Source organism: Sulfitobacter profundi (assembly GCF_042661425.1).
Lineage (GTDB): Bacteria > Pseudomonadota > Alphaproteobacteria > Rhodobacterales > Rhodobacteraceae > Sulfitobacter > Sulfitobacter profundi.
Map to the genome: position 1 here is coordinate 2,901,817 of NZ_JBHSWA010000001.1, position 22,658 is coordinate 2,924,474.

Below are 22,658 nucleotides of genomic sequence, written 5' to 3' on the forward strand. Positions count from 1 at the left end.
ACCCGATGAACGATCCGCGTAATATCACCCTCTCCGGCGTTCCCGAAGGCTTTGATGCCCGCGCCATTCTTGATGAAATCGCCAAGGGCGGCCAGCCGGTGGCCCATGTGGCGCGCGATGACAAACGCATGGCCGCGATGCAGGCCGCCTTGCGCTTTTACGCGCCTGATATGCCGGTGTTCACCTTTCCCAGTTGGGATTGCCTGCCCTATGACCGGGTGTCGCCCAACGCCGATATTTCGGCACAGCGCATGGCGACGTTGGCGGCGTTGGTGCATGGGATGCCGGATCAATTCGTTCTGCTGACGACGCTGAACGCGGCCAGCCAACGTATCCCTGCGCGGGATACATTGCGCGACGCGGCCTTTGCGGCACGGGTGGGCAGCCGTATAGATGAAAAAGCCCTGCGCCACTTTCTAGTGCGGATGGGCTTTGTGCAAAGCCCCACGGTGATGGAGCCGGGCGATTACGCCGTGCGCGGCGGCATCATCGATATCTACCCGCCCGGTGATCTTGGCCCGGTAAGGCTTGATCTTTTCGGTGACGTGCTGGACGGTGCGCGGCGGTTTGATCCGGCGACGCAGCGGACGACGGAAAAGCTTGATCTGGTGGAACTGGCCCCGGTCAGCGAGGTCATCTTGGATGACGCGGCAATCACCCGCTTCCGGCAGAACTACCGCATCGAATTCGGCGCGGCGGGCACTGATGATCCACTTTATGAGGCGATCAGCGCAGGCCGCAAGCATCAGGGCGCAGAGCATTGGCTGGCGTTTTTCCACGACAACTTAGAAACGCTCTTTGATTACCTGCCCAAAGCCACGATCACGCTGGACGATCAACTGACGCCCATGCGCCTCGCGCGGTGGGATACGATCGCCGACCAATATGAGACGCGACAACTGGCGATGAAGACGCGGTCTAAGATGGACAGCGTCTATAAACCCGCCCCGCCCGAAGGGCTATATCTGACCGACGACGCTTGGAACGAGGCGTTGATTGGGAAACGGGTTATCCAGTTCAACCCATTGCCGCAGCCCACTGGGCCGGGCGTGTTGGACGCAGGTGCGCGGATCGGGCGCAACTTCTCGCCCGAACGACAGCAGGAATCGGTCAGTCTTTTCGGTGCTTTGGCTGCGCATATTAAAGCAAAGCTTGAAGTAGGGCCGGTGCTGATCGCCAGCTATTCCGAAGGCGCACGCGAACGCCTGACGGGGCTGATAGAAGACGAAGGGTTGGCCGAAGCGATCCCGGTGGCGGATGCCTCGCGGATCGGCAAACGCGGGCTGCATCTGGCCGTTTGGGCGCTGGAGCACGGCTTTGAAGCGCCGGGGATGACGGTGATTTCCGAGCAGGACGTGCTGGGCGACCGATTGATCCGTGCGCCGAAACGCAAACGCCGGGCCGAGAATTTCCTGACCGAGGCCCAAAGCCTCAGCCCCGGCGATCTGGTGGTTCACGTCGACCACGGCATCGGCCGCTATCACGGGATGGAGGTGGTCACCGCCGCAGGTGCTGCCCATGAATGCCTCGTTCTGGAATATGCCGAGCAATCAAAGCTTTACTTGCCCGTTGAGAACATCGAACTGCTGTCGCGTTATGGGCATGACGAAGGGCTGCTGGACAAGCTCGGCGGTGGCGCGTGGCAGTCGAAAAAGGCCAAACTCAAAGAGCGTATCCGCGAGATGGCGGACAAGCTCATCCGCATTGCCGCCGAACGCGCGCTGCGCAAAGCGCCGGTGCTCGACCCGCCACCGGGCATGTGGGATGCCTTCTCCGCCCGGTTCCCCTATACGGAGACCGACGACCAGCTGCGCGCCATTGCCGACGTGGTGGATGATCTGACCAGCGGCAATCCGATGGACCGTCTGGTTTGCGGCGATGTGGGCTTTGGTAAAACCGAAGTTGCGATGCGGGCGGCTTTTGTTGCGGCGATGTCGGGTGTTCAGGTGGCGGTGATCGCGCCTACGACACTGCTCGCCCGGCAGCACTACAAAAGCTTTGCCGAACGCTTTCGCGGCTTCCCGATCGAAGTGCGCCAACTCAGCCGCTTTGTCTCGGCCAAAGAGGCAGCGGCGACGCGCGATGGGATGGCTAAGGGAACGGTCGATATCGTCATCGGCACCCATGCGCTGCTGGCCAAAGGCATCCGGTTCAAGGACCTCGGCCTGCTGGTGATCGACGAAGAGCAGCATTTCGGCGTGACTCACAAGGAACGGCTCAAATCCCTGCGCACCGATATCCACGTGCTGACCCTGACCGCCACACCGATTCCCCGCACGTTGCAACTGTCGCTGACGGGCGTGCGCGATCTGTCGATCATCGGCACGCCGCCCGTCGACCGCCTCTCGATCCGCACCTATGTGAGCGAGTTCGACGCGGTTACCATCCGCGAGGCGCTGCTGCGTGAGCATTATCGGGGCGGGCAGAGTTTCTATGTGGTGCCCCGCCTGAGCGATCTGCCAGAGATCGAAGATTTCCTTCAGGCGCAGCTGCCGGAACTCTCCTACGTCGTCGCCCACGGTCAGATGGCACCGGGGGAATTGGATGACCGGATGAACGCCTTTTATGATGGCAAATTCGACATTCTGCTGGCAACGACGATCGTTGAATCCGGCCTCGACATTCCTACGGCCAACACCATGGTCGTGCACCGCGCCGATATGTTCGGCCTTGCGCAACTGTATCAAATCAGGGGCCGCGTGGGCCGCTCGAAAACCCGGGCTTATGCCTATCTGACCACCAAGCCGCGCGCGAAGCTGACGGATACGGCGCAGAAACGTCTGCGGGTGTTGGGCAGCCTTGATACGCTTGGCGCGGGCTTCACCTTGGCCAGCCAAGACCTTGATATTCGCGGGGCGGGCAACCTGCTCGGCGAAGAGCAATCCGGCCAGATGCGCGATGTGGGCTTTGAGCTTTACCAGTCCATGCTGGAAGAGGCGATTGCCAAGATCAAGGCGGGCGAGATGGAGGGCCTCAGCGAGGCCGACGAGCAATGGGCACCGCAGATCAACCTTGGCGTGCCGGTGCTCATTCCTGAGGACTACGTGCCTGACCTCGATGTGCGTCTTGGCCTCTACCGCCGCCTCAGCGAGCTCTCAACTAAGGTGGAACTCGAAGGCTTTGCCGCCGAATTGATCGACCGTTTTGGCAAGCTGCCGAAAGAGGTGAACACCCTGATGCTGGTGGTGCGGATCAAGGCGATGTGCAAACGCGCCGGGATCGCCAAGCTCGATGGTGGGCCGAAGGGCGCGACGATCCAGTTCCACAATGACAAATTCGCCTCGCCCGAGGGGCTGGTGCAGTTCATTCAAGACCAGCGTGGGCTGGCCAAGGTCAAGGACAACAAGATCGTCGTGCGCCGGGATTGGAAGACGGATGCCGACAAGATCAAAGGCGCCTTTGCCATTGCACGCGATTTGGCCGAACATGTGATCGCCAAAGAAAAGACTGCGAAAAAGGCCAAGGCAAAGGGCTAAGCCCCGAAAGGGCGGCGGTTATTCCGCCGCCGCCGGCTGTCGGTTTTCCATCCGCCCCATATAGAGCATCAGAGCGTAAGCCCCGATGGCCATGAGCAGCATCGCCAGCGCCAATGGCTTGGTCGTGCCGTCGAACATCAACCCCACGGGCGAGGCGATGAGCGCGGCCAGCACAGTTGAAATCGCCCCCACGACCGAGGCGGCCATGCCCGCAATATGGCCCATCGGCTCCATCGCGATGGCATTGAGGTTGCCCAGCGTCAGCCCCGCTTGGAAGAACAGGCAGGTCTGGAAGAACACAAAGGCGGCAAAGCCGTAAGGGTCGGGCAGGGCGCCGAGGTTCAGGAAATACATGGCACCCGACAGCAGGATTTGAAAGCCAAAGGCGATGCTCACCAATCGGCGCATGCCATAGCGCACGACCAGCAGCGCATTGATCAGGCTGGCGCTGGCCGCCACAACGGCAATGCCGCCGAACCAGAGCGGGAAGCTTTCACCCCGGCCATAGACGGTGTCATAGATCGGCTGCACCAGCATGATCATCGAAAATAGCATCGCCAAGGCTAGCGATTGCACGAGGATCGACAGGCGCACCGTGCGGTGTCCGACCAACTCGCGTACTGCGCCAATAATCAGCCGCGCACGCAGGGGACGACGGTTTTCCCGCGGCAGTGTTTCGGGCAGGCGCAGGCCCATCCAGACCACCGAGATGATCGAAAACGCCATGAAAGCGATGAAGATCGCGCGCCAGCCCGCTGTGTGAATGATCCCCGCGCCCAGCATCGGGGCCATTGCTGGCACCAGTGCGAAGACCATCATCACCACCGACATGATCCGCGCCATCTCGCGCCCGGCATAGAGGTCACGGATGATCGCCACGGCCACCACGCGGGGGCCAGAAGCGCCGAGCCCCTGAAAGATACGGGCCACGAGCATGACTTCCAGTGAGTTGCTCATCCATGCGACGAAGGCCGACACCGAATAAAGTGCCGCGCCGCCAAAGACCACGTTGCGGCGCCCGAATGCATCCGACAACGGCCCGCTAAAGAACGTGCCCAACCCCATGCCCAGCACGAAGGACGTGAGGATCAGCGGGGCGCGGTGGGCGATCTCGGGCGAGAGTTCTGCCGCGATCTCGGGCAGGGCGGGCAGCATCGCATCAATGGAAAAGGCGATGGTGGCGGTCATCATCGCGATGAGGGCGACGAATTCGATCCGCCCCATGGAGAATTTTGGATTTTCGGTGGTCACGAACGCGCGCTCCGGCGATTGTCCCGAACGGCGGATCCGTCTGGGCAGGCTTCAGGGAATAACTTGTGGTTGCGCTCTCGATAATTGAGAACGCTTAACTTGGCAATGATTGCCGCCCTGTTTAGCTCTGCTGTTTGGTCAGATCGGCAATGACCTGCGCCCATAGCTCGGGCGGCTGTGCACCCGGCACCGCATGGGCATTCGCGATGATGAACGTCGGCACGGAGTTCACCCCCATCTTGCGGCTATGGGCATCGCGGTCGCGAATGTCCTGCGCGTCGACATCGGATTTCAGCAAGCGGGTGACCACGGCGGCGTCCATCTCAATGCTATCGGCGATATCGGCCAGCACTTCGGCATCGCCGATGTCGCGGGCCTCGACGAAATAGGCTTTGAAAAGCGCGGAGACGGCGGCGGTTTGGCGGCCTTCGATCCCGGCCCAATGGATCAGACGGTGCGCGTCCAACGTGTTGGGCGTGCGCTGCATGGCCTCGAAGTTGATGTTCAGACCGGCCTTTTCGGCATGTTCCACGACCGGTGCATAGGCGCGTACGGCGCCCTCTTTGCCGCCGAACTTGCCTTCTAGATAGGCGCGACGGTCCATGCCCTCGCGCGGCATCTCGGGGTTCAGTTGGAAAGGGTGCCATTCGATGGCGAAGGGATGGTTGGGGTGATCCTGCAATGCGCGGTCCAGATGCGCCTTGCCGATATAGCACCATGGGCAGATCGGGTCTGACATGATATCGAGTTTGATCGCTTCGGCCATGGTAAACCCCATCTATTGCTGCGCAATGGGCATAGCGGGCCGGGGCGGGTATCGCAAGCGGGCAGCGTTGCAAGCGCCTTTGGGCGCGGCTATAGCAGGTCCATGACAGACACGCCGCCCCGTTCCATGATCCAGATCGCCCGCGAAAGCGGCGCGAGCGAGACCGCCCCGCCGGTCGACCTTGGTGCGCGGGTGCGCGAACTGCGCAAGGCGCGCAACTGGACGTTGGAGCAGGCGGCGCGGCAGGCCGGGCTGGCGCGCTCAACCCTTAGCAAGATCGAAAACGGGCTGATGTCGCCCACCTATGACGCGCTGAAAAAGCTCGCCGTGGGGTTGGAGATCACGGTGCCGCAGTTGTTCACCCCGCCTGCGGGGAAAAGATCACCGGCCGCATGGCCGTGACCCGCGCCGAAGAGGGCGCGGCCAAGGCCACCGGCACCTATGAGCATGTTCTGCTGGCCGACGCCCTGCGCAAGAAACAGATGCTGCCCTACCGTGCCCGCATCCGCGCGCGCCGGATGGAGGAGTTCGACGGCTGGGTGCGCCATGACGGCGAGGAATTCCTCTATGTGCTGACCGGCATGGTGCGGCTTTTTACCGAGTTCTATGAACCCGTCGACATGCGCCGGGGCGATAGCGCCTATTACGACGCCACCATGGGGCACAATGTCGTCTCGCTCAGCGATGAGGATGCGACGATCCTCTGGGTGACCTCACTGGTCTGAATTCTCTGCCGGTTCCCACCACCAGACCTCGGGCATGAAGTTCGGCCCGTCGCCGTAGAGCGGGATCGTGTCAGGGTAAGCCATGCGCGCGTCATGGGCGATCAGCCCCTCGTCGAACTGCCAGAACGGAATGACATAGCGCCCGGCGGTCAGGATACGGTCAAGCGCGCGGGTGGCGGCGACGAAATCCGCTGTCTCGCGGGCCTGCAGCATCTGGTTGATCATCGCATCCACCGCCGGAGAGCGCACGCCCATCAGGTTGCGCGTGCCGGGCAGGTCGGCGGCCTCTGACCCCCAATAGAAACGCTGCTCTGTGCCGGGGCTGAGCGATAGGGCGCGGCGGAAGGTGGTCATGTCGAAGTCATATTCGTTCTGACGCGCCACGAATTGCGCGTCATCAACCGTTTCAATCTGCGCTGTGATCCCGAGCCGCTTTAGTGCCTGCGTGTAAAGCTCTGCAATCGCTAGGTTTTCACGGCTTCCCTTCGACAGAAGAATGGTAAATGTCAGCGGCGTGCCATCCGCCCGGCGCATGACGCCGCCTTCGGCCTGATAGCCTGCGGCATTAAGTTGCTGCATCGCGGCACGGATGCCCGCGCGGTTGCGGACAGAGCCATCGGCCACCGGCAGCCGATAGCCATCCACCGTGCCCGGCGGCAGCGTGTCGGCGTAATCGGCCAGCAGGTCAAAGACCCGGCCCGTCGCCGGGCCATCGCGCATGGCAAGGTCGGAGTTTGAGAAATAGGAGGTGATCCGGGGCAGGGCACCGCCAGTCAGCGTCTCGTTGATATACTCAAAGTTAAAGGCCGAGATCAGCGCGTCGCGCACCCGCCAATCGTCAAAGGGCGCGCGGCGGGAATTCATCACAAAGCCCGTCATGCCCGAGGGTTTGCTGTGCGGAAAGCTGGATTTCACCACCTCGCCCTGACTGATCGCCGGGAAGTCGTATTGCGTGGCCCAAGTCTCGGCGTTGAATTCGCGCACGGCCGAAATTTGGCCCGCCTTGAACGCCTCAAACAACACGCTGGCATCGCCGTAGAAGTCGATTTTCACTTCATCATAGTTATGCGTGCCTTGCCGAAAGGGGACATCGGCGCCCCAGTAGTCAGGGTTGCGCGTCAGCGTGACATGGCGCCCCGCCTGATAGTCGCTGATGACGTAAGGCCCCGTTCCTAGTGGTATTTCGGTCAAGGGGGCATTGGCAAAGTCCTGCCCCTCCCACTGCGCTTTGCTGAGGATGGGGCGCATCCCGGCGAGCAGGACAAGCTCACGGTTGTCGCTGTCAAAGGTCATCCGCAGGCTGCGCGGACCGGTCTGTTCGATGCTTTCAATCTGTTGGCGCAGTCCGTGGTAGCGGGGGTGGCCCTCAGTGCCCAGCAGATCGAAAGAAAAGATCACATCCTCGACCGTGACCGGGCTGCCATCGGAAAACCGCGCCTCTTCGCGCAGGGTGAACTCAACCCACGAACGGTCATCGGGCACTTCGATCGTCTCGGCCAGCAGCCCATAAAGCGCAAAGGGTTCGTCCCATGAACGCCCCATCAAAGTCTCATGGGTGAAATGCGGCAGCTGCCAAGGCGCGGTGCCTTTGCGCACGAAGGGGTTAAGGCTGTCGAATCCCCCGGTATTGCCCAGAACGATCTCGCCCCCTTGGGGGCCTCGGGGTTTACATAAGGCAGGGCGGCAAAATCGGCGGGCAGGGCCGGGTCGCCGTACATGGCGATTCCATGCTGAGGGGCCGCCCCAGCCGCGCCAGAGAGCAGAATCAGTGAAGAAAGCGCCGCAACGCCCCGTGTTGTCGAGAAAAAATCCCAGCTCATTTTTGAAACAATCACGATCTGCCCTTATTTTGTTGGAGTTAATCCATACCCGCGGATTCCCGCCTTATCAAACTTTTAGCTTGGATTGTGGCCGTAGATTGCGTATACAGAGGTCACTGCTCGATAGGTTTCTTGCCTGTATGAAACCTGCCTCAATAACTTACGCCCGCCTCGTGCGGGCGTTTTTTTGGCCTATTGCGTGCCGCCTCCCTTCCTTGGCGGTTTCGCGCGCAAACCCTTTCCCTTTGCCGCCGCCGCAGTACATGATGCAGTCGCAGCATGAACAAGGAGACGCGCCATGGCTTTCACCATCGACCTGTCCGGCAAAACAGCCGTCATCACCGGATCGAATTCTGGAATCGGACTGGGCATCGCCTGGGAATTGGCGCGGGCCGGGGCCGATATCGTGTTGAACTCTTTTACCGATGACGAGGCGGATCATGCCTTGGCGCAGAAGATGGCCGAGGAATGCAACGTAACGGCCCGGTACATCAAGGCGGATATGTCCAAGGGGCGGAGTGTCGGCGTTTGATCGCCGAAGCCGGGACCTGTGACATCCTGGTGAACAATGCGGGCATCCAACACGTGGCTCCGATCCCTGAGTTTCCGGCCGAGAAATGGGATGCGATTATCGCGATTAACCTGTCGTCGGCCTTTCACACCACTGCCGAAGCGCTGCCGATGATGCGCAAGGCGGGGTGGGGCCGGGTGATCAACATCGCCTCGGCGCATGGCTTGACGGCCTCGCCCTATAAATCGGCCTATATCGCCGCAAAACATGGGATTGTCGGCCTCAGCAAGACCACGGCGCTGGAGACGGCGAAAGAGCCGATCACCTGCAACGCGATTTGCCCGGGCTATGTGCTGACCCCGATCGTCGAGAAGCAGATCCCCGACACGATGAAGGAATACGACATGAGCCGCGAGGAGGTGATCGAGCAGGTCATGCTCACGCGCCAGCCTTCGCGTGAATTTGCAACCGTTGAGCAGATGGGCGGCACGGCGACGTTTCTCTGCTCTGACGCGGCGGCCCAGATCACCGGCACGACCATCAGCGTCGATGGCGGCTGGACAGCGTTGTAAGCGCCGTGGCGGTCAAAAAACGCATTAACCTCGCCCTCCAAGGGGCGGCGCGCATGGCGCTTTCACTTGGGGGTGTTGGATCGGCTGTTGCAACAGGACGATCTTGAGATCTGCGGCATCTCCGGCACGTCTGCCGGGGCGCTGAATGGCGCGGCGCTGAAATCGGGGATGATCTCGGGCGGGTGCGAGGGCGCGCGGGAAAACCTTGATTGGCTCTGGACGCAGGTGTCGGGCATTTCCGACCTGCGGCTGTCGCATTGGCTGGCGCCTTTTGGGTTGGATAAGCTCAGTCAGGCGATGGAATACTCCCTGCCCATGGCGATCTCAGACTCGCTGACGCGGGTTGTGTCGCCCTATGCCTACGGCCCGTTCTATCGCAATCCGCTCGAAGATGTCGTGGCGCGGTTCGACTACGGCAAGGTAGGCGCGCATAAGCCGCCGTTTTTCTTTGTCTGCGCCACACGGGTGCGCAACGGCAAGATCAGAGTGTTCGAGGGAGATGAGATCGGCCCTGCCGCGCTGCTGGCCTCGGCTTGTCTGCCGACGATCTTTAAGGCGGTTGAGATTGACGATGCCCAGACCGGCCAACGCGAAGCGTTTTGGGACGGTGGCTATACCGGGAACCCGGCGCTGTTTCCGCTGTTCCGCGATGACCTGCCCGAAGACATCGTGGTGGTGAACATCAACCCGCTAGAGCGTGAAGACCTGCCGACAACGCCCCAGCAAATCCAGAACCGTATCAATGAGATCAGCTTTAATTCCAGCCTCTTGCGAGAGATGCGTGCGATTGATTTCGTCCAGCGCCTGATCGCGGATGGCACCCTGCCAGAGGGGCGGATGAAGCGGGTCCACATGCATATGATCGCCGATGACGCGCTGATGGCGCAGCTTTCGGTGGCCACCAAGCTGATGCCGAACCCAGCGGTGATCAGGGCGCTGCATGAGGCGGGTGTGGCGGCGGCGGATCAGTTCTTGACCGACCACTTTGACGATCTGAACCAGCGCAGCAGCGTTGATCTACCCGCGATGTTCGGCTGAGTTTTCGGGGTCTGACAGCGCCAGCGCCTCGGGCAGATCGGCACCGGGGCGCGGCGGATAGACCAGTCCGGCAGAGATCACCAGCTTCGCCGCGTCTTCGACACTCATGTCGAGTTCGATCACATCTTCGCGCGGCAGGAAGAGCAGAAAGCCTGAGGTCGGGTTTGGTGTGGTCGGTAGAAAGACCGAGAGCATCTCGCCCCCTGCATTTGTGCGGGCCAAGACCTCTCCCTTGGCTTCGGTCGAGATAAAGCCAAGCGCCCAGATGCCGCGCCGGGGGTATTCGATCAGGCAGGCGGTCTCAAAGCTCCGCTCGGACTGGGCAAAGATCGTCTCGGAGATCTGTTTGATGCCGGAGTAGATCGTCCGCACCACGGGGGTGCGTTCCACCAGACTTTCGGCAAAACGGATCATTGAACGCCCGATCAGCCCTTTCGCAGCCCAGCCCACCATGACGGTGAAGATCAAAAAGATCACCACCCCAAGGCCGCGCACGTTGAATTGCATCGACGGGTCAAGGCCAAGGAAATCTTGGAGTAGGCGGTCAGGATGGTAGGCTTTGGGCACCAATGGCAGCACGAAACCGTCGATCCAGCCGACCACGCTCCAGATCAGCCAGATGGTCAGCCCAACGGGCGCAATCACAACCAACCCGGTCAGGAAAGACGCGCGCAGCCTTGCGACAAGGCTGCGCCGGACCTGCGTTGGGTCGGGATCAAAAGGTGTGTTCATCTGCGCCGTTTTCCGAAGAGTTAATCGCAACATAGCTAAGGCGTATGCCCCGGCCCGGCAATGGCTCGACGGTGTTTTTCGCCTTTAACGCGGCAGGTTGACGAGGTTTGCGGCGATCTTGGCCCCCAGCCGGGCATTGTTGCGCACCAATGCGATATTGGCGGTGAGCGAACGGCCTTCGGTCAGTTCGAAAATACGCTGCAGCAGGAAGGGGTCACGCCCTTGCCGCTAACACCCTGCGCATCGGCCTCGGATTGGGCCTGCGCGATGATCGGGGCCAGTTCGGCGGCAGGAATTTCCTCATCCGCGGGGATCGGATTGGCCACAAGCTGCCCGCCGGGCAGCCCCATGGCGGCGCGGGTGCGGTGGGCTTTGGCAAGGGCTGCGGCATCGTCAAGGCGCAACGGCGATTGCAGTTCGGAGCCTGCGCTCCAGAAGGCGGGGAAGCTGTCTTGCCCCACGGTGATGACCGGCACGCCTTGGGTCTCAAGTACTTCCAGCGTTTTCGGGACGTCCAGAATGGCTTTGGCACCCGCGGCGATCACGGTGACGGGGGTCTGCGCCAATTCCATCAGGTCGGCGGAGATGTCAAAGCTGTCTTCCGCGCCTTTGTGCACGCCGCCGATGCCGCCGGTGGCGAAGACTTCGATGCCCGCAAGATTGGCGGCGATCATGGTGGCGGCGACAGTGGTGGCGCCTGTGCCGCCCGACGCGATGCAGACGGCCATGTCAGCGCGCGAAAGTTTCGCCACGTCTTTGGCCTGCGCCAGATCGCTAAGCTGGTCGTCGTCCAAACCGATGTGCAACGCGCCACGGATCACGGCGATGGTTGCAGGCACGGCCTCGGCATCGCGGATGTCCTGCTCAACCTGCCGCGCCACTTCGAGGTTTTGCGGATAGGGCATGCCATGGGTGATGATGGTGCTTTCCAACGCCACGATCGGTGCGCCGCTTTCGCGGGCCTTGGCCACTTCGGCGCTGAAGGTCAGGGGCAGGGCGGAAGGGGCGGTGGTCATATCTTGGTCTCTCCGGAAACGTAAAGGGCAGCAGCGTCAAGTGCGGCCTTGAGGGCGGGTTGCGCGACGGCACCGCCAAGTTCGGCAGCCACATGGGCGGCCATGAATGTGTCGCCTGCGCCCGTCACGCGGGCCACATGGACCGAGGGCGGGGTGAGGGTGATGATATCATCGCCTTGACCCACGGTGGCGGGGTTGCCGCCGTCTGTCACCACGGCACGACGCGCGCCGCGGGCCAGCAGAGCGCGGGCGGCGGAGGGGGATCGTCAAAGCTTGCCTGACACAGCAGCCCGGCTTCTTCGAGGTTTACATAAAGCGTGCCGCGCCCCGCTTTAAGGAAAGGCGTCAGCCGCAGTGCCTTGCCGGGAGAGGCGGGGGCCACGCGCAGATCGGCCTTTGCCAACAGCGGGCTTTGCGCCATCCGGGCGAGCAATTCGACGGTGAGGTTGCCATCCAGCGCCACGGCGCCTTCGTAAGGGGCGGGCAGGCTGCCATCCTCCAGCGGGCGCAGAATTTTATCCCCCGCAGCTTCCAGCGAATGGGCATCGGCAATCGCGGCAATCAACCCGTTGGACCCTTCGACGGCCATATAGCGGTCGGTCGGCAGGTCGTCTGAGCGGTAGACGTGATCGGTGATCAATCCGCGCAGGGCGCAGGCGGCGATCAACTCATCCCCCTCCGCATCGCGGCCCACGGCGGACAGCAGCGCGGGCGTCAGCCCAAAGCGCGCAAGGGCCATGCCGATGTTCAGCGCCACGCCGCCCGGCAAACGGGTGATGCGCCCCGGCATGTCGGAGCCTTGGCGCATGGCGTTTTCAGAGCGGCCGATCACGTCCCAAAGGACGGAGCCAATGCACAGGATGTCAGCTGTCTTTGTCATGCGGCGCTTCTAGCCGCCAAATCTGCCCACGCGCAAGCGGCGTTATTGTGGCACCGCAAATGTCAGCGCCGCCCAGAGCGTTTCCCAGACCGGCTGATCTGGATCGTATCCGGCACCCGTTTGCGCCGCTGCTGCCGGGCGCAGCACCACGGCGTCAAAGAGGTATTCGTGGCCCGCGGTGACTGGAATAACCGCTTCGCCCGCCGCATCAGTGCGGTGGAGCGAGATGGTCACGCTGTCATCCGGCGCGCGGTCGAAAACCTCAACCTGGGCATCGGCGCGGGGTTCATCCTGATAGAAAAGCGCAACTTTCATCTGACCGTCAAAATCCGCGTCATAGGGATTCGTCAGGGCGACAAATTCGGTGGTCATGCCGGTGGGGGCGTCGTCTCCAACGCCCGTACCTGTGGCGATCAGGGTTTTGACGTGGCGTGTATAGCTCTCCACGACTTTTTCCTGCGACCAGCCGTTGGCGCTGTGATCGGCTTCGGCTTTTGGGAAATCTTTGTGTTCCGCAAATGAGAGGAACTTCTCCCATTCCTCATAGATCACCTTTGAGGGGGTGGTTTCGGCCAGTACAACGACCAGACCATCCCGGCCCGGTGCGGGGACCTGCAGTGCCGGGTTGTCGCCCGCACGGGGAGAGAGATTATAGGCCTGTCCCTCTACCACGATCTCAAAACGATTGAGCCGGTTGGGGAGATAGGGAAAGGTCGATCCGACAAACTCTTCGCCATTGCGAAAATGGGCTGCGATCTTTTCACCGCTTTCCACTTGATAGTTCAGCGGCGACAGCCAGTATTCATGGGCAACGGCAGGTAATGCCGGTAAGATACTGAAAATAATAGCGGACAACTGGGACAGTTTCATGAAGCGAACTTTCATTTTGTTAAGAACCAAGCTGGCATTGCTTGGGCTAATGTCAAGCGCGTTGGTATTTTCCATGGGTGCGGCGGTACAGGCGCATGAGGTCAAACCGACAATCGCGGACCTGACCGTCGCCGAAGGGCGCGCGGTGCTGACGCTTGAGATTAACCTCGAGGCTCTGCTGGCGGGGATCGACCTCGACACTGTCGAAGACACCGACAATGCCGAGAATGCAGGCGATTACGATGCGCTGCGCAGCCTGCCCGCCGCGCGTATCGCGGCCCGTGCGCCCGAGCTTTTGCCGAACTGGAACAGCCTGCCATTGCTCAGCGTGAATGGCGCGGCCGTGCCTTTGGAAAGTGTGATGATCGAGGTGCCCGAGGGGATCGACGCCGAACTGCCGCGCGACAGTCTTTGGCGGCTGGAGGCGGCAGTGCCCGCAGGAGCCGAGCAGGTGCAGGTGACCTGGCCCGATGGCGCGGGCGCATTGGTCCTGCGCCAGCAGGGGTGGAAGACCCCTATACCGGCTATCTGGCGGGCGGCGAGACGAGCCCCGAGATCGCGCTCTCGGGCGGCGATGCGCAAAGCGGTTGGCAAGCCTTCGTCAGCTATATCCCGGTCGGTTTCGACCACATCCTGCCCAAAGGGTTGGATCATATCCTTTTCGTTTTGGGCCTGTTCTTCCTGTCGACCCGTCTGCGCCCTTTGATCTGGCAGGTTACCGCCTTCACGCTGGCCCATACGGTCACGCTTGCGCTTGGTGCTCTGGGCTGGGTCAACGTGCCCGGTGCCATCGTCGAGCCGCTGATCGCCGCGTCGATCACCTATGTCGCGGTCGAAAATATCTTTCATTCCGCGCTGAACCGTTGGCGGCCCTTGGTGATCTTTGGCTTCGGCCTGCTGCACGGGCTCGGCTTTGCCTCGGTGCTGGGGGACTTTGGCCTGCCTGCGGGGCAATTCGTCCCGGCGCTTATTGGCTTTAATATCGGGGTGGAACTGGGCCAGCTTGCGGTGATCGCCATCGCCTTCGTGCTGGTCGGCTGGGCGATGAAGCGCAATTGGTATCGCCGGGCCATCGCGGTGCCCGCCTCCTGCGTCATCGCGGCGGTCGGGGCCTATTGGTTCATAGAACGGGTATTTCTGTAAGCGCGCGGGCAGCCCTTAACCGGGCTGCCCCAAGGGCCGCTTAGCCCTGCATGGCGGCGATCAGGGTGGCGAGTTCGGCCACCGGATCGTCCTTGTCCCAAATCTCGGTCCCGATGCCGAAAAAGTCGGTCCGGGGGCAAGGTCGCGGATCATATTGATGTCCAGCGCGCCCTCGGCGACGACGGGCACTTCGATCACTTCGGACCACCATTGAAACAATTCGGCCTCGGCAAAGCTTCCGTCGCCAAGCGTGCTGGCTTGAGTGGGGCCAAAGCTGACGTAATCGGCCCCGGCTTCGCCAGCGGCCATCCCCTCGTGCCGCGATGTGCCGCAGAAGGAACCGACGATCGCATCTTCGCCCAGTTCTTTGCGGGCATGGCGCACGGTGCGCGCGGCATCGCTGAGGTGTACCCCGTCAAGGCCAAGCTTTTCGACCATCAGCAGGTGATCTGAGATCACCAAGGCCACATCGCGCGCATGGGTCACCTCGCGCAGCGCGTCACCGGCGCGCGACAGACGGTCTTCGTCGCGGGTCGACAGCGCCATCCGCACACAGGCGACCGGATGCGCGTCCAGTACGGCGGCCAGTTGCGCGGGGAATTGGCTCAGCTCAACTTCGGGCGGGGTGATAAGGTAAATCTGCGGCTGTTCTGGCGCGTCCATGGTCATTGTCCTTAATCGGGTCTGGGGCCCTGCTCGGGTCTGGAGGTCTGACTAGCGCAAGGCGCTGCAAAAGAAAACGGATATGCGTCTGTGGCGCGGGCTTTCTTGCGGTGGTGCGGCGCAGGAGCTATGAGGCGCGCATGACCCAGACAACATCCTCCTCCGTCCAGCCTGCGCCGATCCCGGCCATCGTGCTTGTCCGCCCACAGATGGGCGAGAACATCGGCGCCGCGGCGCGCGCGATGTGGAATTTCGGCCTTGATCACATGCGCGTCGTGGCCCCGCGCGACGGCTGGCCTAGCCAATCTGCCGTGGCCATGGCCTCGGGCGCAGGGCGGCTGTTGGATGAGGCGCAGCATTGCGACGATCTGCCGGGCGCGCTCAGCGATTGCGATTTTACCTTTGCCACCACCGCGCGCGGCCGCGACCTGACCAAGCCGGTCTACAGCCCCGAAGCGGCGATGCGGCTGGCCGCGGAAAAGATCGCGGCGGGCCAACGGGTTGCGGTGCTTTTTGGGCCAGAGCGGGCCGGGCTTGAGAATGAGGATATCGCGCAGGCAAACGCCATCGTCTCGGTTCAGGTGAACCCGAAATTCGCCTCGCTCAACCTCGCGCAATGTGTGCTTTTGATGTCCTATGAATGGATGCGCGCACAGGGCGAAGTGACGCATGAGGTGACCGAGATGGCGGGCACCGACTGGGCCAAAGGGGCCGAGGTCGACCATCTGGCGCGGCATTACGAGGAACGGTTGGAAGAGGCGGGGTTCTTCTACCCCGAGCACAAAACGGCGTCGATGAAGCTGAACCTGCGCAACATGTGGTCGCGGATGCCGCTGACCCGAGCGGATGTGCAGATGCTGCATGGCGTCCTGCGGCAAATGGTCCGGTGGAAAGAGAAGGGCTGAGCGAAGCCCCCGGCCCGGAATCAGGCCACAGGCGCCGGGCCATCGCCTGCCCGCCCCACGGGGAGGCGATTTTGCCAAAATGTGCCGCGCCTTAGATTAGATGCACCAAGCTTGAACCATAAAGCGGCATGACGGGACCCGTCGGTTCGCCACCCCTCGGGCAGGTGATGGCCCTCGGCACATGCGGCAACATAACTCACCCCGCTAGACCTTTCCCCGCCCATGGCATACCACTGCATCCAAACGGAAAATGAGGCGCGCCATGGCGGAAAAACGCAAACTTTTCGAAGAGGTCGGCACCGACCAACCCAGCCGTGCCCCGGTGCAAACCGGCGGCATCGACAAGGGCCGTGGCGGCGCACGCGGCCCGATCCGGATTTGGCTGATGATCCTCTTCGCGCTGGTCTTTGTCATGATCGCCGTGGGCGGGCTGACGCGGCTGACCGACTCTGGGCTTAGCATCACCGAATGGCGCCCCGTAACCGGTGCCCTGCCACCGATGACTGAGGCCGAGTGGCAGTCTGAGTTCGATAAATACAAGCAGATCGACGAGTTTCAGGTCCAGAACTCTTGGATGGAACTCTCTGATTTCAAAAGCATCTATTGGTGGGAATGGGGGCATCGGCAACTTGGCCGGGTGATTGGCCTCGTCTGGGTTTTGGGCTTTCTCTACTTCCTGCTTCGGCGTCAAATTCCTGTGGGCTGGAACAAGCGCCTGCTTTTCATCGGTGCATTGGGCGGCGCGCAGGGGGCGATTGGCTGGTGGATGGTCGCCTCGGGGGTGACCAGCGGGCAGGGGGTGACGGATGTGGCCTCTTACCGTTTGGCGACCCATCTCGGCCTCGCCTTTGTCATCCTCGGATTTATCACATGGTATGTGCTCTTGTTGGGCCGCAGCGAACGCGACCTGATTCAGGCCCGCCGCGCCAAGGAGGCCAAGCAGTTCGGCATGGCCACCGGCTTGTTGCATTTCGCAGCGTTGCAGATCCTGCTGGGTGCCTTGGTCGCGGGCATTGATGCAGGGCGCTATTTCGTCGATTGGCCGCTGATGCAGGGGCAGTTCTTCCCGCCAGAGGCTTTCGATATCACGCCCACATGGCGCAACTTCTTTGAAAATCCCGGGCTGGTGCAATTCATGCACCGGATGGCGGGCTATCTGCTCTTTGCATTCGGCGTGGTCGTCTGGCTGCGCGGTCGCCGTTCGGCCCATGCGCGGACGCGCTTTGCGTTTAATGCGGTGATGGCGGCGCTGGCCTTGCAGGTGGCTCTGGGCATCACCACGGTGCTCTATGCCGCGCCGGTGCATCTGGCGCTAGCACATCAGGCGCTTGCCGTTCTGCTCTGGGTGTTGATCCTGCGGGCGCGTTTCCTTGCGGCCTATCCCGTCGCCACATCGCTGAGAGGCTGAGACATGACTGCATATGACGATTTGATGGCCTTTCAGCGCGAGACCGAAGCGCTGGCGCAGGTCGCGGGGCGGCTCGGCTGGGACCAAGAAACGGTCATGCCCCGCGGCGCCGCGCCCCAGCGGGGCGAGGAGATGGCGGCGATGGAAAGCGTGCTGCACGCCCGCAGGATCGACCCGCGTATCGCCGATTGGCTGGGCCGTATCGAAACGGCGGGTCTGGACGCGGTGGGTCAGGCCAATCTGCGCCACATCAAACGCGATTTTGACCGTGCGACCCGTGTCCCCGCCGATCTGGCGGCGCGGATCGCCCGCGTCACCTCCGCCGCCCAAGGCACATGGGCCGAGGCCCGTGCCGCCGACGATTTCGCGGCCTTCGCCCCGACCTTGAAAGAAGTGATCGCCCTCAAACGGGAAGAGGGGGCCGCGCTGGCCGAGGGGCGCGATATCGGTATCTATGATGCGATGCTAGAAGACTATGAGCCCGGCACCACAGCGGCCGACCTCGAAGCCATGTTCGGCGCGCTGCGCCCAAAGTTGTCCGAACTGCGCGCCGCCGTGCGGGAGGCCGAAGCGCCGCCGGTGCTTGAAGGGGTTTTCGACGAAGCGGCGCAGATGACCCTGACCGCCAAACTGGCGCGGCGCTTTGGCTATGATCTGGCCACCGGACGGATCGACAAGGCGGTGCATCCTTTCTCATCGGGCTCGGGTTTGGACGTCCGGATCACCACAAGGACCAATGCGCTTGACCCGTTCAACTGCTTTTACTCCACCGTGCATGAGGTTGGCCACGCCGCCTATGAACAGGAATCGACAGCGCCTACCTGCTGACCCCACTAGGGCGGGGCGTGTCGATGGGGGTGCATGAAAGCCAAAGCCGAATCTATGAGAATCAAATTGGCCGCAGCCGCGCCTTCACCGGATGGCTCTATGGCGAGATGACGGCTGTCTACGGCGACTTTAGCGTGCCGGATACCGAGACATTTTACAGAATCGTCAACCGCGTGTCGGATGGCTTCATCCGGACCGAGGCTGACGAGCTGCAATATAACCTTCACGTCCTGCTGCGGTTCGACCTTGAACGGGCGCTGATGTCGGGCGATCTGCAGGTCGACGGGTTGGAGGCCGCATGGAACGATCGGTTCGAGGCCGATTTCGGCTACGCGGTTGACCGTCCCTCAAACGGGGTCTTGCAGGATGTCCATTGGTCCGTCGGACTATTGGGGTATTTCCCAACCTACAGCCTCGGCAATGTCTATGCGGGATGCCTTCATGAGGCGCTGCGGAAATCGGTACCTGACCTTGATGACGCCTTGGCAAGAGGAGATACAAGCGCGGCCTCCGCATGGCTTCGCGAGAAGGTGCAGCAGCACGGCGGGCTCTACGGGCCGCGAGAGGTGATCGAACGGGCTTGCGGAAAGTCGCCGACGGAGGCGCCTTTGCTGACTTATCTGGAGAATAAGTTCAAAGATTTGTACAATATTTAAGCATGCAAGACCGGGAACAATTGAGCGTTGACGGGGTTGCTTAAACAGCGGGCACTGCTTTGGTTCTTAACTATGCCTTAACATTTCGCCTTTGCGCTGCCCACGTTTATATGCGATGGTGCAGTGAGTTTAAAATTTGACGAGATACAGGAGTACCTAGACGTGAAAATTCTTGCAACGGTGGCGGCGACTATCGCTCTTTCGGGTGCTGCTTTCGCCCAGACGACAACACAGGCAGCTGTTCTTGGCGCATCGGACGATAGCGTCTATTCGCTTCAGGTTCAGGGCGCTAACGGCATCATCTACAACTGTAAGCCGAACCCAGTAACAGTTGACGGCAACACCGCGCGTGTTTGCGTTCGTGCTGATGGCGCTGGTCTCTTCGAAGCGGGCGCTGGCCTGGGTGGCGGCGCTGCTGCAGCCGGTGCGGCTCTGGTCCTGATTGCGATTGCGTCGGGCTCGTCCTCTTCGACTACAACAACGACTACCAACTAAGTCTTAACGAAAGCTTAAGATGGAAAAACCCCCGCGCTGATAGCGCGGGGTTTTTTTATTGCTGGATAGTCTGTCGAAAAAAACGCCCCCCACGTTTTGCGCAGGGGGCGGAGCGGCCGCCGATTATTCGGCGGCGCTGCTTCCTTCTTCGGCTTCGTCTTCTTCGTTGCCCTGGTCGGCGATCCAAGCGACGCTGACGACTTCCTCGTTTTTGCCAGTGCTGAACACCTTCACGCCGCCTGCACTGCGCGAGCGGAAAGAAATCCCCTCAACCGGGACGCGGATCGACTGGCCTTTGGAGGTTGCAAGCATCACCTGATCGGACATTTCCACCGGGAAACAGGCGACGATAGGGCCATGGGCCATGGCCTTGGTCCAAGCGGTCACACCCATGCCGCCGCGGCCGCGGACCGGGTAATCATGGGCCGAGGAAACTTTGCCCGCGCCCTTTGCGGTGATCGTCAGGATTAAATCTTCGGCCGCCGACATTTCCGCATAGCGTTCGGTGCTGAGCTGCCCGGCTTGTACCTGCTCTTCCTCGTCGTCGCTGCTGTCGTCATCGGTCAGCCCGGCCATCAAGCGGCGCTGTTTAAGATAGGCGACACGTTCTTCCGAGCTAGCCTCGAAATGCCGGATCACGGACATGGAGACGAGGTTATCCCCTTCGCCCAACCGGATGCCGCGCACGCCGACGGAGTTGCGCGAGTTGAAGACCCGCACGTCGGTCGCCGGGAAGCGGATTGCCCGGCCTGCGTCGGTGACCAGCATCACGTCATCGTCGTTCGAGGCGATGCGCGCGTTGATCAGCGTGGTGCCCTCGTGTTCGCCTTCGAACTTCATCGCGATCTTGCCGTTGGACTTCACATTGGTGAAATCCGACAGCTTGTTGCGCCGCACTGTCCCGGCGGAGGTGGCAAAGATCACCTGTAGATCATCCCAATCCTTCTCATCCCGGTCCACGGGCATAATCGCGGCGATGGAGACCCCGGTGGGGATGGGCAGAATGTTGACGATGGCCTTGCCCTTGGCGGTGCGGGCCCCCTGCGGCAGCCGCCATGTCTTCAGCTTGTAAACCATGCCATCGGTGGTGAAGAACAAAAGCTGCGTATGGGTATTGGCAACGAAGAGGTTGGTGACGACATCCTCTTCCTTGGTCTGCATGCCCGAAACGCCCTTGCCGCCCCGACGCTGCGCGCGGAAGTCGGCCAGCGGCGTGCGTTTGATGTAGCCGCCGGAAGTCACGGTCACGACCATATCCTCGCGCGCGATCAGGTCTTCGTCGTCCATGTCGCCCGACCAGTCGACGATCTCTGTCCGGCGCGGCACGGCGAATTGCTCGCGCACCTCGCGCAGCTCGTCCGAGATGATGCCGAGGATGCGCTCACGGGAGCCGAGAATTTCGAGATATTCCTTAATCTTACCGGCCAACTCTTCCAGCTCGTCGGTGACTTCCTTGACGCCGATCTGGGTCAGGCGCTGCAAACGCAGTTCAAGGATCGCGCGGGCCTGCGCCTCGGAAAGGTTATAGGTGCCATCGTCATTCGCGGTATGGGTCGGATCGTCGATCAACGCGATATAGGGCAGGATATCTTCGGCGGGCCAGCGACGGGTCATCAGCTTTTCGCGTGCCTCAGCCGCGTCGGCAGAGGCGCGGATGGTGGCGACAACCTCGTCGATGTTGGTGACGGCCACGGCCAAACCACAAAGGATGTGGCTGCGTTCACGTGCCTTGCGCAGCAGATAGGCGGTGCGGCGGGCGACAACTTCTTCGCGGAAGTCAATGAAGTAGCTGAGGAACTTGCGCAGCGTCAGTTGCTCGGGGCGGCCCCCGTTCAGGGCCAGCATGTTGCAGCCGAAATAGGTCTGCATCGGCGTGAAACGGTAAAGCTGGTTCATCACGACTTCGGCAGTCGCGTCGCGTTTCAATTCGACCACCACGCGCACGCCGTTGCGGTCGCTTTCGTCTTGAACGTGGGCGATGCCGTCAATCTTCTTATCGCGGACCTGTTCGGCGATCTTTTCGATCATCGTGGCTTTGTTGACCTGATAGGGGATCTCGTCGATGACGATGGCCCAACGGTCTTTGCGGATTTCTTCGACCCGCGTCTTGGCGCGGATCACCACGCTGCCACGCCCCTCAAGGTAGGCTTTGCGTGCGCCGGAACGGCCCAGCATGATGCCGCCTGTCGGGAAATCGGGGCCGGGGACGTAGTCGATCAACTGCTCTGAGGTGAGGTCCGGATCGTCAATCAGCGCGAGGCAAGCGTCGATCACCTCACCAAGGTTGTGCGGCGGGATGTTGGTCGCCATACCGACGGCGATACCGCCCGCGCCATTGACCAGCATGTTGGGAAAGCGCGCGGGCAGGACAGTCGGTTCCTGCTGCTTGCCGTCGTAGTTGTCTTGGAAATCAACGGTTTCCTTGTCGATGTCCGCCAAAAGATAGGCGGCAGGCTTGTCCATGCGCACCTCGGTGTAGCGCATTGCCGCCGGGTTATCCCCGTCCATCGAGCCGAAGTTGCCCTGACCGTCCAAGAGCGGCAGCGACATGGAGAAATCCTGCGCCATCCGCACCAGCGCATCATAAATCGCACTATCGCCATGCGGGTGGTACTGGCCCATGACATCGCCCACCGGGCGGGCAGATTTGCGGTAGGCTTTTTCATGCGTGTTGCCGGTCTCATGCATCGCATAAAGGATGCGGCGGTGCACCGGTTTCAGGCCATCGCGCAGATCGGGAATCGCGCGGCTGACGATCACGCTCATCGCGTAGTCCAGATAGGACGTGCGCATCTCGTGTTCGATGGTTACCGACGGCCCGTGAAAGATGGGCTTTTTGTCTGCGTTTTCAGGGGTATCCGGCGTATCGGTCACGTATCTTGCCCACCATTTTTATGGTTCTA

At 61.6% G+C, this 22,658-nt stretch carries 9 protein-coding genes and 9 pseudogenes; 9 read left to right on the top strand and 9 right to left on the bottom strand.

All coding sequences use genetic code 11. The features are described 5' to 3' along the window. The first annotated feature begins 5 nt into the window (after positions 1-5). Positions 6-3,476 carry a transcription-repair coupling factor gene (mfd, locus tag ACFQAU_RS15115; RefSeq protein ID WP_132443319.1) on the top strand — a complete coding sequence of 1,157 codons (3,471 nt, stop codon included), beginning with the start codon at positions 6-8 and terminating at the stop codon, positions 3,474-3,476. A gap of 18 nt (positions 3,477-3,494) precedes the next feature. On the opposite strand, the gene ACFQAU_RS15120 is transcribed toward mfd, so the two are convergent. Both ACFQAU_RS15120 and ACFQAU_RS15125 read right to left on the bottom strand, forming a co-directional pair. Continuing rightward, positions 3,495-4,700, bottom strand: a complete 1,206-nt coding sequence (locus tag ACFQAU_RS15120; protein ID WP_206054265.1) for a multidrug effflux MFS transporter — start codon at positions 4,698-4,700, stop codon at positions 3,495-3,497. A gap of 148 nt (positions 4,701-4,848) precedes the next feature. Then, positions 4,849-5,493 carry a DsbA family oxidoreductase gene (locus tag ACFQAU_RS15125; RefSeq protein ID WP_067628143.1) on the bottom strand — a complete coding sequence of 215 codons (645 nt, stop codon included), beginning with the start codon at positions 5,491-5,493 and terminating at the stop codon, positions 4,849-4,851. A gap of 102 nt (positions 5,494-5,595) precedes the next feature. Between ACFQAU_RS15125 and ACFQAU_RS15130 the strand changes: the two are divergent. After that, a pseudogene (locus ACFQAU_RS15130) lies at positions 5,596-6,218 on the top strand (helix-turn-helix domain-containing protein). Here ACFQAU_RS15130 and ACFQAU_RS15135 read toward each other — a convergent pair. Then, a pseudogene (locus ACFQAU_RS15135) lies at positions 6,207-7,936 on the bottom strand (extracellular solute-binding protein). The pseudogenes ACFQAU_RS15130 and ACFQAU_RS15135 overlap by 12 nt on opposite strands. Positions 7,937-8,348: 412 nt before the next feature. Here ACFQAU_RS15135 and ACFQAU_RS15140 point away from each other — a divergent pair. Beyond that, positions 8,349-9,121: pseudogene (locus ACFQAU_RS15140) on the top strand (3-hydroxybutyrate dehydrogenase). A 5-nt stretch (positions 9,122-9,126) separates the two neighbouring features. After that, positions 9,127-10,159, top strand: a pseudogene (locus ACFQAU_RS15145) (patatin-like phospholipase family protein). On the opposite strand, the gene ACFQAU_RS15150 reads toward ACFQAU_RS15145, so the two are convergent. The 4 genes and pseudogenes from ACFQAU_RS15150 to ACFQAU_RS15165 all read right to left on the bottom strand — a co-directional run bounded on the left by ACFQAU_RS15150 (position 10,139) and on the right by ACFQAU_RS15165 (position 13,657). Then, complete coding sequence (locus ACFQAU_RS15150; protein WP_067262054.1) at positions 10,139-10,891, bottom strand: DUF502 domain-containing protein; 753 nt, start codon at positions 10,889-10,891, stop codon at positions 10,139-10,141. The pseudogene ACFQAU_RS15145 and the gene ACFQAU_RS15150 overlap by 21 nt on opposite strands. Positions 10,892-10,975: 84 nt before the next feature. Further along, positions 10,976-11,907: pseudogene (locus ACFQAU_RS15155) on the bottom strand (pseudouridine-5'-phosphate glycosidase). Continuing rightward, a pseudogene (locus ACFQAU_RS15160) lies at positions 11,904-12,787 on the bottom strand (PfkB family carbohydrate kinase). Before ACFQAU_RS15160 ends, ACFQAU_RS15155 begins: the two co-directional pseudogenes overlap by 4 nt. Before the next feature lie 42 nt (positions 12,788-12,829). Then, complete coding sequence (locus tag ACFQAU_RS15165; protein ID WP_132443324.1) at positions 12,830-13,657, bottom strand: DUF4198 domain-containing protein; 828 nt, start codon at positions 13,655-13,657, stop codon at positions 12,830-12,832. On the opposite strand from ACFQAU_RS15165, the pseudogene ACFQAU_RS15170 reads away from it, so the two are divergent. Next, positions 13,656-14,800 (top strand): annotated as a pseudogene (locus ACFQAU_RS15170) (HupE/UreJ family protein). The gene ACFQAU_RS15165 and the pseudogene ACFQAU_RS15170 overlap by 2 nt on opposite strands. 40 nt (positions 14,801-14,840) lie before the next feature. On the opposite strand, the pseudogene ACFQAU_RS15175 reads toward ACFQAU_RS15170, so the two are convergent. Further along, positions 14,841-15,463 (bottom strand): annotated as a pseudogene (locus ACFQAU_RS15175) (thiamine phosphate synthase). Positions 15,464-15,603: 140 nt separating this feature from the next. Here ACFQAU_RS15175 and ACFQAU_RS15180 point away from each other — a divergent pair. The 4 genes and pseudogenes from ACFQAU_RS15180 to ACFQAU_RS15195 all read left to right on the top strand — a co-directional run bounded on the left by ACFQAU_RS15180 (position 15,604) and on the right by ACFQAU_RS15195 (position 19,755). After that, positions 15,604-16,368 (top strand): RNA methyltransferase, encoded by a 765-nt coding sequence (locus ACFQAU_RS15180; protein ID WP_132443327.1) that lies wholly within the window; start codon positions 15,604-15,606, stop codon positions 16,366-16,368. A 262-nt stretch (positions 16,369-16,630) separates the two neighbouring features. Next, positions 16,631-17,776: a heme A synthase gene (gene ctaA / locus ACFQAU_RS15185; RefSeq protein ID WP_132443328.1), complete on the top strand. Its 1,146-nt coding sequence runs from the start codon at positions 16,631-16,633 to the stop codon at positions 17,774-17,776. Between the two features lie 3 nt (positions 17,777-17,779). After that, positions 17,780-19,260 (top strand): annotated as a pseudogene (locus ACFQAU_RS15190) (carboxypeptidase M32). Positions 19,261-19,422: 162 nt separating this feature from the next. Continuing rightward, positions 19,423-19,755 (top strand): hypothetical protein, encoded by a 333-nt coding sequence (locus ACFQAU_RS15195; RefSeq protein WP_132443330.1) that lies wholly within the window; start codon positions 19,423-19,425, stop codon positions 19,753-19,755. Between the two features lie 123 nt (positions 19,756-19,878). On the opposite strand, the gene gyrA is transcribed toward ACFQAU_RS15195, so the two are convergent. Further along, a complete protein-coding gene (gene gyrA, locus ACFQAU_RS15200) occupies positions 19,879-22,629 on the bottom strand; it encodes a DNA gyrase subunit A (protein WP_132443331.1) in 2,751 nt (916 codons plus the stop codon). Positions 22,630-22,658 lie beyond the last annotated feature (29 nt).